Source organism: Blautia sp. 210820-DFI.6.14, assembly GCF_020558815.1.
GTDB classification, from domain to species: Bacteria; Bacillota; Clostridia; order Lachnospirales; family Lachnospiraceae; genus Blautia_A; species Blautia_A obeum.
Window position 1 is genome coordinate 513,427 of the sequence record NZ_JAJCKS010000001.1, and the last position, 17,741, is coordinate 531,167.

Sequence of the window (17,741 nt, forward strand, 5' to 3'; positions counted from 1 at the left end):
GAGATATTTTATAAGATATTTACTATAGAAAGAACTCTTACATACAGAAAGGATTTATATAATGAAAAATAGCAAGCACCAAAAGCCATTTCTTCTTTATACGATCATCATCATCATCCTCGCGCTTGTCATTCTCGCACTTGGCGGGCTGACACTCTACTCTTTTCAGGATCTTGCTTCTCTCCGTTCAAAAGTCACTGATCTCCAGAATACAGTACAGGAAATTTCTGATACATCAGCAGAACTGATCAGTCAGGCAAAGGAACTAGGTAGTCTGAACGATCAACTGGAATCCTCAAATGATTCTGAAACAGATTCCTCCGTTGATTCTTCACAGGATGTACAGGAAGAAGGGACTATTTCTCCTTCCCATTCTTCTGAGTCTTCCACTGACGAAAGTTTGAACAGTCTTCTCGCTCAGATTAAACCGCTCCTTCCTCAGAACAATGGCACCTGGTCCGTATATGTATGCAACCTTATGAAAAATACAGAAGGTGTGATTGACGATCAGCCCATGCAGGCTGCCAGTCTGATCAAACTTTTTATTATGGGTACTGTTTACGAAAATTATGAATCTCTCTCCGAAACTTATGGTGCTGATACACTGAACAGTTATTTGAATTCAATGATTACCGTAAGTGATAACGATGCGGCAAATAAACTTGTAAATATGCTTGGTGATGGCGATGATGAAGCCGGTATGCGTGCTGTGAATGCATTTTGTGCTTCTCATGGATACTCCAGCACTTCAATGGGACGTCTCCTTCTCCAGAGTAATGAATACGGTGATAATTACACTTCCGTCAGTGATTGCGGTCATTTTCTGAAGGAAATCTATCAGAGCAATGCCGGCACTGCCGAATCCACTCTTGCGCATACAGATGCAATGTATTCTCTTCTCAAAATGCAGCAGCGCAGAAATAAAATTCCTGCCAACCTTCCAGATGGAGTAAAAGTTGCCAACAAAACCGGAGAGTTGGATGATGTCGAAAATGATGCCGGAATCATTTACAATACCGCCAAAAACATCGATCTGGTTGTCTGCTTTATGTCGCAGGATCTCACCGACAGTAGTGAAGCACAGGCAGTAATCGCACAGGATTCTCGTCTGATCTATGGTTATTACAACGAATGATCATTTTTCACAGCGAAAAACCTGTCATTCCGAATTTTCGGTCTGACAGGTTTTTCTTATTCTTCTTGCTTATCTTCCTCATATGACATTTCCCAGATATCCGCAAAAACAGCAAGCGGACAATCTGTCAAAAGACACATCAGCAAAAAACATTCATATGGATTTACTATGTAGATCTCACTCATTCCGCATTTCTTAAGAATTTCCTGAATCTCCTCAAGAAAATGATGATAACGATTATACGGATCATCATCCTGCATCTCCTGTGAAATGATAAAGAACTCTAATGTAATCAGATCAAAGCGCTCTACTGGAAATTTATGATTCAATATACTGTTGATTCTCTGTCTGCTGAATCGCTTCTGACTGAAATGTTTCGCCAAAATAGATGCCGACATCTTTTTAAGATTTCCCATTTTATTTACAGGAATTCCACTGCAGATAACTTTTTCCACATCTGAATCCGTAATATCTGAAATATTCCACACCTTATTGCGGGATTTTTCCACCTCATCCCCCTGATACATCTTCGCGATGATTTCTTTTGCATGAGTAAGGAGACGGACAAATTCCTGATAGGCCTGGCTTTTCTCGGACATCGGATCATCTGCTCCAACTTTCACATACGCCAGATAACGAAGCAGTTTATCCTCTGTATCAAGACAGATTTTTCCCGAATAAACCTGTGGAGCTTCTGTATAACTCTCATCTGGTTCCAGCTCTTCATAACGTTTCTTAAGTTCTTCTGCCCTATGATAACCAAGCTGCTGCGAATAACAGTACCAGTAGATTACCTCATCCGGATTATGGAAATCAAAATCCTGTTCCCGCAAAACCCTTGTCAGAAAATCAGATACATCTTCTGCACTCATACGCAAACCGAACCCCAGTAAAAAGACCGTCTCTCTTTTAACAGAAGCCTGTGTCAGCCAGTTATTTACCAACGATGTTAGTTTTGTCGAAGTTGGATTCATAGATTTCGGTGTACAAGTCTCATGAAATGATTCGATCACAATATCTCTGTAAATATCCTGTGTAACTTCGTTATAAGGTTCTTCCAATCCTGCACGTTCATAAATATAACGTTTCAGATGATCTCCAAAAGACACGAGTTCCATTTCTTTATATAAATAATGAAAAATAACATCTGCATCCTCATCCTCAAAGCCATCCAGACTGACAACCTGACGAAATCTCTGTGCAGCTTTTCTCGTAAATTCAAAGTCTTTTACAGAATCAAATGCCACTGTCTGCTCAAAATCAAGATCCTGCATTCTGTTTTTCATTATATATCACCCTCATTCTGCCTGTGAAACCAATTTAACACTCGTCTGAACATATTGCGTGGCTGCTCCATGATCTCACATAAAACAACTGTAATATTATCTCTTCCACCCTTTTTCAGAGCTCTGTCTACGAGAATCTCTACGGTTTTTGCCACTGGAATATCCCTGCTGAGTATATCCGCGATTTCTCCGTCTGAAAGCATATCTGTGATTCCATCAGAACAAAGCAGGAAGCGATCCCCTATTTTAATTTCCTGCCTGCTGATCGACGGTTCCAGCTGCAGATTTTCTTCTTCCATCCCAAGATACTGTGTTAATGGTGCCTTTCCAAACAAACTGCGCCCCAGGACGTGGTCTTGTGAAATCTGATAAAATTTCTCACGGTCTGATTTATAGATCCGGCTGTCTCCAAGATTGCAGCTATAAACAGCATCTTCTGCAAAGGCAAGTAATGCTGCCGTTGTTCCCATGCTATTGATCTTATTTGTCCTGCCGTAATCGCAGATAGCCTGATTCATACTTTCACAGATTTCATTCAGGAATTCTTCCGGATCATTCCGTATTCCATCTTTTGCAGTTTTAAAATGTTCGCCACAGGCTTCTGCCGCAAGAAAAGCAGCCATCTCGCCACAGCTCTCACCTCCCATGCCATCAAAAACAGCAAGCAGCGGATATTCCGATTGTTTCATATATCCGCTTCGAATATGGCTCATTCCCTGATTCTGAGCCTCCAGACTATCACCGCAGCACCAGAAATTATCTTCATTATTATTGCGGATTTTTCCTATATGGCATGTATATGCATATTCAATCTGATAGGCCATATTCCGTCCTTTCTTATGATGCTGAATTTTCTGAGCTGCTGTCTGAAGAAAGATTCAGTTCATTCTTATATTCCTCTGCACGATTCAGATACTTTTCGCCTCTGCTGACGTATTCATCATTATTTGTCTCATTGTCATGACAACGGTTATTTTCATCAATCCATCGGACAAGCTTTCCATCATCATAATAATAACGGTCTATTTTCTGCTGTCCTTCTTTTATATCTCCGGATGTACTGCTGTCTGACCAAATATATGCAAAAAACAGTTCATTCTTCCAATAATAGTATTCTTCATACTGATTATCCTTCGAAAGGGATGGATAGATAAGGATCTTCCTTACCTGCCAGCTTCCATCATCCAGCTGTTTCAGGTAGCTGATCTTTCCATCCTCTTCTGAACCGATCCAGCTGTAATCATTCAGATTATCACTGATCTCTGTTGCCTGCGTCTGTATTTTTTCCAGTGTCTCCTGCAACTGCTTACTTTCTGCAGTCTGAACAGTTTCCGTTACAGACTGTTTCAAACGCTGCAGTTCCGCATTTTCCCTCAAAAGCCAGATAAATACACCCACGATTACACAGACTGCAGCAAACATGATAATAACCGCAGCAACCAGTGGCTCAAATTTCTTTTTTGCTCTCTTTTTAGCTTTTTTTACTGATAGCGGTCTTTCCTGATTGTTTTTGCGTACAATCACTGTCCCTTCTGTCTCTGCTTTCATTTGGGACTGCTGGATTGCTTGTTTTCGGTCTTTCTGTGGTGTTCTTTGCTGAGATTTGTGCTGCACCTTCTGTTGATTTATTTTCCCCGGTGCATGTTCAAGCTCCTGCGTTTTACGTACATGCACTGTTTTTGCAGATGAACTTCCTGTTTTTACTCTCTCCAATGCTTCACGAAATTCCTCTGCATTGGCATAACGTTCTTCCCGGTCAAACGCACATGCTTTGAGAATCACCTCCGCAAACGCATCGCCTGCTTCTGCCGGTCTAGGGAGTTTCTCCCCGGCCATACGTTTATTCAAAGCATTTTCTTTATCTCTGTATGTAATCAGCTGTTTTTCCAGGCTGATAAACGGAAGTCTGTTGTGATTCCGAAGTTTGTATAAAACAATTCCAAGCGAATAAATGTCTACTCTTGAATCATAAGCTTCACCTTTATACATTTCCGGAGCCATATAAGAATAGGTACCCTTCTTTGAAAGTCCGCTCATAGTGCGTTCCAGTTCACGGGCAATACCAAAGTCTCCAAGTTTAAATTCTCCAAACCTGGATACAAAAATATTTTCAGGTTTGATATCTCTGTGAATAATATTCTGACATTGACAGTATTCCAATGCTTTACACAGATCAATACCAAGGCGGAGCACATCATCTTCCGAAAGTGCGCGTCCTGCACAATATTCCATAAAGCTGGTCAGATATTCCATCCGGATATAAATATCCCATCCAATGTCATCCAGATATTCTACTACTTTATAATCTTCAACAGAAACCACATGAGAATTTCCTCTGAAATATTCCATGGTACTGACTTCCTGAATACATTCATCAACAAGTCCCTGAAAATATTCTTTCACTGACTGTTCATTCGGGCTTTCAGAACGAACGCTGCTTAATTCCCCGGGATTTGAGGGAATCGTAATAACTTTAATTGCAGAATAAAATGTCGTTCCCTGCTCACTTCGACAAGCTTTATAAACTTTACCGAAAGATCCTTCTCCAATCTTTTCTGTAATCTTCCATTCCGGCCATACAGAAACCGGCAGTTGCTTATCCATCTTCCCCCTCCTTTCCCGGTAAGCTCCTATATTTCAGAGTTTTTTATTTATTTTAAATATTAATTAGCTTCATTATAGCATGCAAATAAATCCATGTCTGTAATTTTCGATATTCTTCCAGTTTTTTTCATACAATATTTATATTTTTCCATATAAAAATCCCCCGACCACCAAAATGGTCAGGGGATGTCTGCGAACAATAATTAATTATTCCTCTGTATCGTCAGTGTTTTCTTCTGCATTGATGATTTCATCGTCTGCAGCATCAACAGTTTCTTCCAGTGTGATCGTTTCTTCGTCTTCCGGAAGGCTTTCTGCAGTTTCTTCATCCACTGTCGGTGCCTCTTCCGGCATGCCTGTATCCAACTGGATATCTCTGTAACGTTTCAGACCTGTACCTGCTGGAATCAGTTTACCAATGATAACGTTTTCCTTCAGACCAACCAGGTGGTCAACCTTACCTTTGATTGCAGCCTCTGTCAGGACTTTTGTTGTTTCCTGGAAGGATGCCGCTGACAGGAAGGAATCTGTTGCCAGAGAAGCTTTGGTAATACCAAGCATTACCTGCTTTCCTTCTGCCGGTTTCTTTCCTTCTTTCTCAAGGTTTTCATTAACTTCCTCAAATTCAAGAACATCTACAAGTGTTCCCGGAAGGAATTCTGTATCTCCATTGTCTTCGATACGAATCTTCTTCAGCATCTGACGAACCAGAACCTCGATATGCTTATCACTGATTTCTACACCCTGGAGACGATATACTCTCTGAACTTCACGGATCATGTAATCCTGAACAGCACGAACACCTTTAATTCTCAGGATATCATGTGGATTTACACTACCTTCTGTAAGTTCATCACCAGCTTCAAGAACCTGTCCGTCTGCAATCTTGATACGAGATCCATAAGGGATCAGATATGTCTTGGAATCTCCGTTCTCCGGATTTGTTACAATGATCTCACGTTTTTTCTTTGTGTCGTTGATGACAGCAACACCAGGAATTTCTGTGATAATAGCAAGACCTTTCGGTTTTCTTGCCTCAAAAAGCTCCTCAACTCGAGGAAGACCCTGAGTGATATCTCCACCGGCTACACCACCACTATGGAATGTACGCATAGTCAGCTGTGTACCAGGCTCACCGATAGACTGCGCAGCAATAATACCAACAGCCTCACCAACCTGAACAGCTTCACCAGTTGCCATGTTTGCACCATAACATTTTGCGCAGACACCAACCTTACACTTACAGGTCAGAATTGTACGGATCTTGACTTCTTCGATCGGTCCACCAGTTTTGCTTACACCTTCACTCATGATACGTGCAGCACGTCTTGGGGTGATCATATGGTTTGCCTTAACAAGAACTTCACCATCTTTATTTGTGATAGTCTCACATGCAAAACGACCTGTGATACGTTCCTGAAGGTTTTCGATTTCTTCTTTTCCATCCATGAAGCCTTTGACATACATACCAGAGATTTCCGGTCTGTTTTCGCAGCAGTCTGTCTCACGAACGATCAGTTCCTGAGATACATCAACCATTCGTCTGGTCAGGTATCCAGAGTCGGCTGTACGAAGTGCTGTATCGGACATACCTTTACGAGCACCATGTGCAGACATGAAGTATTCCAGTACTTCAAGACCTTCACGGAAGTTTGACTTGATAGGAAGCTCGATCGTATGACCAGTTGTATCGGCCATCAGACCACGCATACCTGCAAGCTGTTTGATCTGTTTATCAGAACCACGGGCACCGGAGTCAGCCATCATAAAGATATTGTTATATTTATCAAGACCATCCAGAAGTGCTTTTGTAAGCTCATCATCAGTCTTCTTCCATGTTTCAACAACTTCTTTGTAACGCTCTTCTTCAGTAATAAGACCACGCTTATAGTTCTTTGTGATTTTGTCTACGATATTCTGCGCATTCTGGATCATCTCAGGTTTCTGAGGCGGCACAGTCATATCAGAAATGGATACGGTCATCGCTGCACGTGTAGAGTACTTGTAACCTGTAGCCTTGATAGAATCAAGAACTTCTGCTGTCTTGGTAGCTCCGTGTGTATTAATAACTTTTTCCAGAATTTTCTTCAGCTGTTTCTTACCAACCAGGAAATCAACTTCCAGAAGAAGTTCATTACCCGGAATGCTTCTGTCTACGAATCCAAGATCCTGAGGAAGGATTTCATTAAACAGGAAACGTCCAAGTGTAGACTCTACAATACCAGTCATTTCTGTTCCATCAGGCATTGTCTTTGTGATACGAACCTTAATTCTGGACTGAAGAGTAATAACCTTATTTTCATAAGCAAGAATTGCTTCATTAACGCTCTTGAAGAACTTACCTTCTCCCGGATTTCCAGGTCTCTCCTGTGTCAGGTAGTAGATACCAAGGACCATATCCTGTGAAGGAACGGCTACCGGTCCACCATCTGAAGGTTTCAGAAGGTTGTTCGGTGAGAGCAGAAGGAAACGGCACTCTGCCTGAGCTTCCTGAGAAAGTGGAAGATGAACAGCCATCTGGTCACCATCGAAGTCAGCGTTGAACGCAGTACAAACAAGTGGATGAAGCTTGATAGCTTTACCTTCTACAAGAATCGGCTCAAACGCCTGGATACCCAGACGATGCAGTGTAGGTGCACGGTTCAGCATAACCGGATGTTCTTTGATAACATCTTCGAGGACATCCCAGACTTCCGGCTGAAGTTTTTCGACCATCTTCTTAGCATTCTTGATGTTATGAGAAGTTCCGTTTGCAACCAGCTCTTTCATTACGAAAGGTTTGAACAGTTCGATTGCCATTTCTTTCGGAAGACCACACTGATAGATTTTCAGTTCCGGTCCAACGACGATAACAGAACGTCCGGAGTAGTCAACTCGTTTACCGAGCAGGTTCTGACGGAAACGTCCGGATTTACCTTTCAACATGTCGGAAAGGGATTTCAGGGCTCTGTTTCCAGGGCCTGTTACCGGACGGCCACGACGGCCGTTATCAATCAGAGCATCTACAGCTTCCTGAAGCATACGTTTCTCATTGCGGACGATGATGTCCGGCGCACCCAGCTCCAGAAGACGTTTCAGACGATTGTTACGGTTGATAATTCTTCTGTACAGATCATTCAGGTCAGATGTTGCAAAACGTCCACCATCCAGCTGTACCATAGGACGCAGATCCGGCGGAATAACCGGAATTGCAGTCATGATCATCCACTCAGGTCGGTTTCCTGATTCGCGGAAAGACTCTACAACTTCCAGTCTCTTGATGATTCTGGCACGTTTCTGTCCGGTTGCATCAACAAGTTCAGCTTTCAGTTCAGCAGCGTCTTTTTCAAGATCAATTGCTTTGAGCAGTTCCATAATGGATTCTGCTCCCATACCTACACGGAAATTATATCCATATGCTTCACGAGCATCCTGATACTCTTTCTCTGTAAGTACCTGCTTGTACTGAAGTCCGGAATCAGCCGGATCCAGTACGATATAGTTAGCAAAGTATAAAACTTTTTCCAATGTTCTCGGCGACAGATCAAGGATCAGTCCCATACGGGACGGAATACCCTTGAAATACCAGATATGGGATACCGGAGCAGCAAGCTCGATATGTCCCATACGTTCTCTTCTGACAGATGCTTTTGTAACTTCTACACCGCATCGGTCGCAGACAACACCTTTATAACGGATTTTTTTATATTTACCACAATGGCACTCCCAGTCCTTACTTGGCCCGAAAATTCTTTCACAGAAAAGTCCGTCCTTCTCCGGTTTCAGAGTACGGTAGTTGATGGTTTCCGGTTTCGTTACCTCACCTCTGGACCACTCTCTGATCTTCTCAGGGGACGCCAGTCCGATCTTGATGGCATCGAAAGTCATTGGCTGATATGTTTCATTTGATGTGGTTGATTCTGCCATGTATTCTTTCCCCTTTCTACTCGTTGTCTTCATCATCGTAGGACTCGTCGAAGTCAATGAAATCATCATCGTCTTCCTCATCCTCTTCAACATCTACAAGTTCTTCACCTTCGAATTCCTGTTTGGTGTAACCATGTTTTCCGAAGGACTCTTCTTCTCTGTGATGTCTGCTGTCACCTTCGATTACAGAACGAAGGTCTGTATCACCATAATCTACTGTTTCCAGCAGATGTACTTCTGTATTGTCATCTCTGAGGACTTTGACATCCAGACCCAGAGACTGAAGTTCTTTCAGAAGAACTTTGAAGGACTCAGGGATACCTGGTTCAGGAATATTGTCGCCCTTGATGATTGCTTCATAAGTCTTAACACGTCCAACAACGTCATCGGACTTAACTGTCAGGATTTCCTGCAGTGTATACGAAGCACCATATGCCTCCAGAGCCCAAACCTCCATCTCACCGAAACGCTGTCCACCAAACTGAGCTTTACCACCCAGAGGCTGCTGTGTAACAAGTGAGTAAGGACCTGTAGAACGCGCATGGATCTTATCATCAACCAGATGATGCAGTTTCAGGTAATGCATGTGTCCGATTGTTACACGACCGTCGAAGTATTCACCTGTACGTCCGTCACGGAGCTGTACTTTACCATCTCTGGAAATCGGAACACCTTTCCACAATTCTCTGTGATCTTTGTGTTCATCCAGATATTCCATAACATCAGGTGCAAGTGTATCCTGATATTTTGCACGGAATTCTTCAAAATCTTCAATATTTACATAATCATTTGCCAGTTCCAGAGTATCCTGGATATCAATTTCACTCGCACCATCAAATACCGGTGTGGAAACGTTGAATCCAAGTGCTTTGGCAGCAAGACTTAAGTGGATTTCAAGGACCTGACCGATATTCATACGTGAAGGTACACCCAGTGGGTTCAGTACGATATCCAGTGGACGTCCGTTCGGCAGGAATGGCATATCCTCAACAGGAAGTACACGGGAAACAACACCCTTGTTACCATGACGACCAGCCATCTTGTCACCAACAGAAATCTTACGTTTCTGAGCAATATAAATACGTACTGCCTGATTTACTCCAGGAGACAGCTCATCGCCATTCTCTCTTGTAAATACTTTGGCATCTACGATAATACCATATTCTCCGTGAGGAACTTTAAGGGAAGTATCACGAACTTCTCTTGCTTTCTCACCAAAGATTGCACGCAGAAGACGTTCTTCTGCTGTCAGCTCTGTTTCTCCCTTAGGAGTAACTTTACCAACAAGAATATCACCGGCACGAACCTCTGCACCGATACGGATAATACCACGCTCATCCAGATCTTTCAGCGCGTCATCACCGACACCCGGAACATCTCTTGTGATCTCTTCCGGTCCGAGTTTTGTATCACGCGCTTCTGCTTCATATTCTTCAATATGAACAGAAGTATAGACATCATTCTGTACCAGTCTCTCACTTAACAGAACGGCATCCTCGTAGTTGTAACCTTCCCATGTCATGAATCCGATCAGCGGGTTCTTACCAAGGGCAAGCTCACCATTTGCAGTAGACGGACCATCTGCGATAACCTGTCCTGCTTCTACATGTTCACCCTGGAATACGATCGGCTTCTGGTTGTAGCAGTTACTCTGGTTACTGCGGAGGAATTTTGTAAGATGATAATCATCTTTTGTTCCATCATCATTCTTGATACTGATATCTGTAGATGTAGAACGAAGAACGGTACCGGACTTCTTAGCCAGAACGCATACACCTGAGTCAACAGCCGCTTTTGTTTCCATACCAGTTCCTACTACAGGAGCTTCTGTTGTAAGAAGCGGTACTGCCTGACGCTGCATGTTGGATCCCATCAGCGCACGGTTAGCATCATCGTTCTGAAGGAAAGGAATCAGCGCTGTCGCTACAGAAAATACCATCTTAGGTGATACGTCCATGTAATCAAACATACGTTTCTCATATTCCTGAGTCTCTTCACGGAATCGACCGGATACGTTTTTGTGGAGGAAATGTCCCTCTTCATCCAATGGCTCATTCGCCTGAGCTACATGATAGTTATCTTCCTCATCAGCTGTCATATATACAACATCATCTGTTACGATCGGATTTGACGGATCTGTTTTATCGATTTTACGATAAGGAGCCTCAATAAATCCATACTCATTGATTCTTGCATAAGATGCAAGGGAGTTGATCAGACCGATGTTAGGACCTTCAGGAGTCTCAACAGGGCACATACGTCCATAATGAGAATAGTGGACATCTCGTACCTCGAACCCGGCTCTGTCTCGTGACAGACCGCCAGGTCCCAGTGCAGAAAGACGTCTCTTATGTGTCAGCTCACCAAGAGGGTTATTCTGATCCATGAACTGTGACAGCTGAGATGAACCAAAGAACTCCTTAACTGCTGCTGTTACCGGTTTGATATTGATCAGGGACTGTGGAGAAATACTCTCTGTGTCCTGAGTTGTCATACGTTCACGTACAACTCTTTCCAGTCTGGAAAGACCGATACGATACTGATTCTGAAGGAGTTCACCAACAGAACGGATACGACGGTTACCCAGATGGTCGATATCGTCATCATTTCCGATGCCATATTCCAGATGCATATTGTAGTTAATGGAAGCCAAAATATCTTCTTTGGTAATATGCTTCGGAATAAGATCATGGATATCTCTCTTGATAGCGGCTTTGATGTCTTCGAGATTATCATTTTCTTCCAGGATTTTTTCAAGTACCGGATAGTATACTAATTCTGTAACACCCAGTTCTTTCGGATCACAGTCAAGATCTACATGAGCTGTAATATCAACCATCATGCTGGAAAGAACTTTGATCTTACGTTCTTCACCCTGAATCCATACAAATGGTACTGCTGCATTCTGAATCTTGTCTGCAAGCTCGATTGTTACGTTTGTGCCTTCCTCTGCAAGGATTTCTCCTGTAGACGGATCAACAACAGCTTCTCCGAGCTTATGTCCTACAATACGTTTATTAAAATGAAGTTTCTTATTAAATTTATAACGGCCGACCTTGGCAAGGTCATATCTTCTCGGATCGAAGAACATAGCCATGATAAGACTCTCTGCACTCTCTACTGCAAGAGGCTCACCCGGACGGATCTTCTTATACAGTTCAAGAAGACCTTCCTGATAATTGGTAGATGTATCCTTGGTAAAACTTGCAAGGATCTTCGGCTCTTCACCGAATAATTCTACGATTTCTGCATTGGTGCCGATACCAAGGGCACGAATCAGCACAGTGATCGGAACCTTACGGGTTCTGTCCACACGTACATAGAATACATCATTGGAATCTGTTTCATATTCCAGCCATGCACCTCTGTTCGGAATAACAGTACTGGAAAACAGTCTCTTACCAAGTTTATCATGTGCAATTGCGTAATAAATTCCAGGGGAACGTACCAACTGGCTGACGATAACACGCTCAGCACCATTAATAACAAAAGTACCTGTTTCTGTCATTAACGGAAGATCTCCCATGAAGATCTCGTGTTCGTTGATTTCCTCTGTTTCTTTATTGATCAGTCGCACGCGAACCTTCAAAGGTGCCGCGTAAGTTACGTCACGTTCTTTACACTGTGCGATGGTATATTTTGCATCTTTAGCGTCATACGTGAAATCGATGAATTCCAGGCTAAACTTTCCGCCATAATCCGCGATCGGAGAAATATCATCAAACACTTCTTTGAGGCCCTCATCGAGAAACCACTTATAGGAATCTTTCTGGACTTCAATCAAATTCGGCATTTCCAGAACTTCTTTTTGTCTCTGGTAGCTCATGCGCATGCTTTTTCCAGTTTTTACAGAACGAATTCTGTTTTTTTCCATTGACGTTTCACCCCTGTTTTTTTATTTATTTTACAACATGCTCCTGTTTACGGTTTGAGATAAACAGGCATATCCTTGCCATAATATAGCATTCTTCACTATAGCATAGCGGTCTCTGCCTGTCAACCAGTTTTTTGTAAATTTATCCAAAAAAATATGGAGACACCGCAGGGTGTCTCCATCCAATTCTCATCTTTAACAGAATTATTTAAGTGTAACCTTAGCGCCTTCTGCTTCAAGTTTTGTTTTGATGTCTTCAGCTTCTGCTTTGGATGCGCCTTCTTTAAGAGCTTTCGGAGCACCGTCAACTACTGCTTTAGCTTCTTTCAGTCCAAGACCGGTAACTTCACGAACAACTTTGATAACTTTTACTTTGTTCGGTCCAACTTCTGTAAGTTCTACGTCGAACTCATCTTTTTCTTCAGCTGCTTCTCCAGCTGCTCCAGCTGCTGCTACTACAACACCTGCTGCTGCGGATACACCGAATTCTTCTTCGCAAGCTTTTACGAGTTCATTTAATTCTAATACAGATAATTCTTTGATTGCTGCAATAAATTCTTCTGTTGTTAATTTTGCCATTTTAATTTTCCTCCATTTTTTAAGATTTGTTTTAATAATGCTGGGATTTACTCAGCGGCTGCCTCTGTATCAGCGCCACCCTGTGCCTCTGCGATCTGATTAAGCACACGAGCGAAGTTTGTGATAGGAGACTGGATACTTCCAAGAAGTTTTCCAAGAAGTTCTTCTCTGGACGGAACCTGGGACAGTGCCTGGATTCCAGCCTGATCGTTGTAGTTACCTTCAACTACACCTGCGATCAGCTCAAGAGCTGGGAACTGTTTTGCATATTTAGCAAGGATTCTTGCCGGTGCTGTAGCATCTGTTGCGGAAATAGCCAGAGCGTTTGTTCCTTCCAGATGTGGGCAAAGGCTTTCACATGCTGTTCCTGCAAAAGCACGGTTCATCATAGTGTTTTTGTATACTTTATACTGAACACCAGCTTCTCTTAACTCCTTACGCAGAATTGTATCCTGTTCAACTGTAAGACCACTGTAGTTAACAAGTACTACTGCCTGTGCGTCTTTAATGCTGTTTGCGATTTCATCTACGATTGGTTGTTTCAGTTCTACTTTTGCCATAAATGGTACACCTCCTTATAGATTTTGATATACCGCCGCGTCAAAACATAAAAAAAGCCTTACTGCATGACAGTAAGGTCTCTGTAATCTTAAATAGAATACTTAGTCCTCGGTAGGCGTTTTAATCCTTATGCCTTTCGGCACCTACTGTCTTCGGCAGCGTTCTTTGTTAATTTATCACACTTCCCCACGCGTGTCAATACCTTTTTTAACTTTTTCTGCATCTTTAATATAACCAAAAAGTAAATTTACTTTTACAGAAAATATTTAAAATTTATTAAGATTATGTTATGATTATATTACTTGTTAAAAATTGTATATCCTTTTAAAGTTTAACAGAATATAATTACAATACTTATTTACCTTGGAGGAATTATGATACCAGATAACCAAACACTTTCATCTTTGAATTACAAGAATCCGAACGGAACTGTTTCTGTGGAAGTCTCTTCTATTTCAGCGGATAAAGCTATATTGACAGTTAAGGACTTTTCTTTCGATAATTACGAAGATCTTTCTATTATAATAAAGGAAACAGAGTTTTCTGAGTCTGCACCATTGGACTTTTCCATATCTGATACCTCACTGATTCTGAACCTTTCTTCTTTAAGATCTCATTTTGAGTTCAGACGCAGCAAAGAATTTCGAATTTATATTCTCGGAGTCCATGATCAGAAAGCCGAACTTTTTCTATTAAAGGATAAGAGTCAGAAAGCTGCTTCGTGGAACAACTTTCATCTCTTTACTGAGGAAATCTATTTTGATGAGGATTCCGCCATCCGCCCAACAGAGTACATTGGCGTACTCAGTGCTGATTCCAAAGATAATCTCTGTATTCATCTCTGCGGCCGCAACAAATATCTGGCCCAGACTCATTACTGTTCTCTGCGCAGCCTGAAAATGAACGGCGGCAAATTAAAAATTTGTTACGACCTGGAAACCGGGTATCATGAATATGTAAAAACCGAGCTGTCTTTCAGAAACAAACTTGCAGAGGATGCAGTTACTTACGACTTCACCACTCTAAGCACCAACAAACGCGGAAATCTTCTTCGTATAAAGATTTCACTTGATCTAAATAAAGTTGACTGGAAAAGTCTCTACTGGGATGTCAACGTTCTCCTATACAACCAGGGCAACAACAAGACAAACCACATTTCCATATCAATGGATACAAAACAACGTATGTTCCAGAAATTCCTTTACAATGGTTCCTACAAGACTGACAATGGATTTTTCTTCTATCCTTACTATACCGGAAAGAAAACACTTGCTTTTGTTTACCGAAATAAAGGGAACTACGACGGACTCGATATCGTTTTCAAGGAATTTACTGCAATGTTCCTTTATCGCCTCGCAAAATCCTACTGGAACAAAAAACACATCTGCCTGGTTAGTGAAAAATTTGCTTCCATGGCTCAGGATAATGGATATTACTTCTTCAAACACTGCATGGACGAAAACGAAGAAGCTTATCTGCATAAAAAAATCTACTATATAATATCAAAAGATTCTCCTGATCATTATAAAGTAGATCCTTACAAAAAGAATGTGATCAATTTTATGTCCATCCGACACATGATCTATACACAGGCTGCTGATCTGATTGTCAGCTCTGACTCCAGATACCACACCTATGCAATGCAGTGTCGTCACAGTATTTTCAACCGCTATCTGCGCAAGAAGAAATTCGTCTTTCTTCAGCACGGCGTTATCGCCCTGAAAAGAGTTGATGCCTTTTACAGCAAAGGTATGCGTGGCGGCTGCGACCTCTTTGTAGTATCCACCAATCAGGAAAAACAGACGATCGTTGATAATTTTGGCTATGAGCCGGACGAAGTTATCAATACAGGTCTTCCCCGTTGGGATGTTCTTGAGGATACTTCTAACGGAAATCGTGAGATACTGATCATGCCAACCTGGCGAAGCTGGCTGGATTCCGTTCCGGATAAAGATTTTGAGGAAAGTGATTACTTCCGCCACTATATGGCTCTTTTGAATTCCAGTCATTTTAGTCAGCTTTTGGAAAAATATGATTTACAGGTCAATTTTTATCTGCATGCTAAATTCCAGGAATACTCCGATAACTTTAAGGCAGTCAGCGATCGTATCCATCTGATCTCTTTTGGAGAAGTTGCTGTCAATGAAATGCTCATGAGATGCCGTATGCTTATCACAGATTACTCCAGTGTATGCTGGGATGTCTTATATCAGGATAAACCAACTTTGTTTTATCAATTTGACCTTGATAAATATAACGAAGCTCACGGCAGTTACATAGATATGAAAACGGAACTGTTTGGAGACCGTGCCGAAACCGAGGAGCAGCTTATGGAACTTCTGGAGGAAACCGTTTTAAACGACTTCCGTCTGAAACCAGAGTATGAACTAAAACGTCACGAATATCTTCAGTTCAAGGATAATCAACACAGCCGCCATATCTGTGAAGAGATTAAGGAAAAGCTTTAACAATTCAATTCTCTCACAGTTATAAAACAAAATGCAGCATCATATTGCAGAGTTTCTATACTCTCTTATGATACTGCATTTTTGGTAGTATTCTCACCATAAAGTTCTGTCAGTCCATCCTATAAAACCATCTATGACTACATTTGAAATTTTCTCGTAATGAATGAGTTTCTTCACAACATCAAGAAATACCGCAATCAGAATACTGCTTCCCATCAGGAACAGCCAGATCACTGCTGCATGTCCAAGTGAATAAGTAAAATCTCTCAGCCATAATGTTCTTATAAAGGTATGGATATAGAATACTGTTGCTGAGTATTTTCCAAGAAATTCCAGCAACTGATGAAGTCCGGGAATATCCAGCAAAAATTCGTAAGCCCAGTAAATGATTGCAACCGGAATAAGACCATTCAGCATAAATTCAAAACGTTCCAACGCCCAACGACTGTTCCAGAGCATCAATAATGCCAGAATCATACCTGTACTGACAACAAATTTTAAAAATTTGCTCAACGCCTGGCTCTTAAGCGGTTTCCAGCTTTTCAGTCTCTCAAAGACCTGTTGATCAGCAAAACATATCGCAAGCGGTACGATAAAAAGATATTTTGTCAGATGTACATGCTTTTCTATCAGGAAACTGCCCGGAAGAAGGAACAGCATCACAATAAGCCAGCTGTATTTTCTGTAGATTTGAAGCGCTACCGGAAGGAAAAAGATCAGCAGCACCTCAAGGCTCAAATACCACCAGGTACTAACCAGCATTCTGCCCCCAAACATATGACCCACACCAAAGAAATCCATAATGATACTGATAATATTAGCAAACATTCCGGCCGGATAACGGGAGGTATCTGTAACAAAAGTCACGCCCACACAAAATACAAATGGAACTAAAAACGTTAATACAAGCTTTACATATCTTTTTAAAACAAACAAAGTTGCTGTATGACCATCAAAATCATATTCCGGATATTTTGACTTCATAGAGAGTGTCAGCCCATATACGGACAAAAATGCAAACATCCCTACGCAGTGCACCATGCATAAGCTGATCAGCATTGCCAGATTCTGTGGAAGCGGCCAAAAACTCACTTTTGCCCCACCCATTCTGGCAGTCTGCGAAAAGCAATGATAACACAGCAGGAAAGAAATCGCGATTCCCTTCACCGCCAACGTGTTTTTTTTCGTAAATTTAATGGTTTGTTCCATTCGATTTTCCTTCCTGATTTTATATACTTTCATCATTCCATAACATCTGTGAACAGTAACCATTCTATCTCAGACTCGAGGTTTTTGTCAATGAAGTGCAGTCAGAAGCATTTGCGATT

Annotated in this window: 10 protein-coding genes and 1 other annotated feature; of the genes, 2 read left to right on the plus strand and 8 right to left on the minus strand. The window is 41.7% G+C overall.

Annotation, left to right across the window (positions count from 1 at the left end; translation table 11 throughout):
* The first annotated feature begins 61 nt into the window (after positions 1 to 61).
* The gene (locus tag LI112_RS02280; protein ID WP_022387797.1) at positions 62 to 1,135 is read left to right on the plus strand and encodes a serine hydrolase; all 1,074 of its coding nucleotides are present in this window, start codon (positions 62 to 64) and stop codon (positions 1,133 to 1,135) included.
* Between the two features lie 56 nt (positions 1,136 to 1,191).
* Here the strand turns inward: LI112_RS02280 and LI112_RS02285 are convergent, their stop codons facing one another.
* The 7 genes from LI112_RS02285 to rplJ form a co-directional block, all read right to left on the minus strand.
* The gene (locus LI112_RS02285; protein ID WP_005423293.1) at positions 1,192 to 2,421 is read right to left on the minus strand and encodes a hypothetical protein; all 1,230 of its coding nucleotides are present in this window, start codon (positions 2,419 to 2,421) and stop codon (positions 1,192 to 1,194) included.
* Positions 2,421 to 3,245 (minus strand): PP2C family serine/threonine-protein phosphatase, encoded by an 825-nt coding sequence (locus LI112_RS02290; RefSeq protein ID WP_005423292.1) that lies wholly within the window; start codon positions 3,243 to 3,245, stop codon positions 2,421 to 2,423. The genes LI112_RS02285 and LI112_RS02290 overlap by 1 nt, the downstream gene beginning before the upstream one ends.
* A gap of 13 nt (positions 3,246 to 3,258) precedes the next feature.
* Positions 3,259 to 5,025 (minus strand): serine/threonine-protein kinase, encoded by a 1,767-nt coding sequence (locus tag LI112_RS02295; RefSeq protein WP_022387798.1) that lies wholly within the window; start codon positions 5,023 to 5,025, stop codon positions 3,259 to 3,261.
* A gap of 207 nt (positions 5,026 to 5,232) precedes the next feature.
* On the minus strand, positions 5,233 to 8,931 hold the full coding sequence (rpoC, locus tag LI112_RS02300; protein WP_044925143.1) for a DNA-directed RNA polymerase subunit beta': 3,699 nt from the start codon (positions 8,929 to 8,931) through the stop codon (positions 5,233 to 5,235).
* Between the two features lie 16 nt (positions 8,932 to 8,947).
* On the minus strand, positions 8,948 to 12,805 hold the full coding sequence (locus LI112_RS02305; protein ID WP_005423288.1) for a DNA-directed RNA polymerase subunit beta: 3,858 nt from the start codon (positions 12,803 to 12,805) through the stop codon (positions 8,948 to 8,950).
* Between the two features lie 204 nt (positions 12,806 to 13,009).
* Positions 13,010 to 13,384: a 50S ribosomal protein L7/L12 gene (gene rplL / locus LI112_RS02310; RefSeq protein WP_005423287.1), complete on the minus strand. Its 375-nt coding sequence runs from the start codon at positions 13,382 to 13,384 to the stop codon at positions 13,010 to 13,012.
* A gap of 47 nt (positions 13,385 to 13,431) precedes the next feature.
* A complete protein-coding gene (rplJ, locus tag LI112_RS02315; RefSeq protein ID WP_005423283.1) occupies positions 13,432 to 13,944 on the minus strand; it encodes a 50S ribosomal protein L10 in 513 nt (170 codons plus the stop codon).
* Positions 13,945 to 13,985: 41 nt separating this feature from the next.
* Positions 13,986 to 14,119 (minus strand) — a sequence feature (ribosomal protein L10 leader region).
* A gap of 200 nt (positions 14,120 to 14,319) precedes the next feature.
* On the opposite strand from rplJ, the gene LI112_RS02320 reads away from it, so the two are divergent.
* The gene (locus LI112_RS02320; protein WP_227190171.1) at positions 14,320 to 16,413 is read left to right on the plus strand and encodes a CDP-glycerol glycerophosphotransferase family protein; all 2,094 of its coding nucleotides are present in this window, start codon (positions 14,320 to 14,322) and stop codon (positions 16,411 to 16,413) included.
* Positions 16,414 to 16,506: 93 nt separating this feature from the next.
* On the opposite strand, the gene LI112_RS02325 is transcribed toward LI112_RS02320, so the two are convergent.
* Positions 16,507 to 17,622 (minus strand): hypothetical protein, encoded by a 1,116-nt coding sequence (locus LI112_RS02325; RefSeq protein ID WP_227190172.1) that lies wholly within the window; start codon positions 17,620 to 17,622, stop codon positions 16,507 to 16,509.
* Positions 17,623 to 17,741: the final 119 nt, after the last annotated feature.